This is a genomic window from Chromohalobacter sp. HP20-39 (genome assembly GCF_033052815.1).
Classification (GTDB): domain Bacteria; phylum Pseudomonadota; class Gammaproteobacteria; order Pseudomonadales; family Halomonadaceae; genus Chromohalobacter.
Window position 1 is genome coordinate 1 of the sequence record NZ_JAWHTP010000555.1, and the last position, 281, is coordinate 281.

A 281-nucleotide genomic window follows, 5' to 3' on the forward strand; every position below is an offset into this window, starting at 1 on the left:
TTGCAATTTTTGGATTTCGTTTCCGATCTTAGAACCTGCGGGAGCGAGACTCGCCACCGAAATCTTGAGAGGCTCCTCACCGCTTGTTGCCCATCGCAATGAGGTGTTCTGAGGATCTGCGTCGACTAGAGCGACGTCCGTGCCTCCAGATTGGAAGGCAGATGCGAGATTGAGACTCAGCGTTGTCTTACCTACGCCACCTTTTTGGTTTGCGATTGCAATCGTAAATGCGCTCATAGGTTCTCCAAGGTTTTTGTGATTTTAGCGAGACTTGCTGTGAA

1 protein-coding gene is annotated in these 281 nt (G+C 49.8%); it reads right to left on the reverse strand.

Annotation, left to right across the window (positions count from 1 at the left end; all coding sequences use genetic code 11):
• Positions 1 to 237, reverse strand: a 237-nt coding sequence (locus RVY79_RS19175; protein ID WP_317466147.1) for a ParA family protein, incomplete at its 3' end; no start/stop codon positions are given.
• Between the last annotated feature and the right edge of the window lie 44 nt (positions 238 to 281).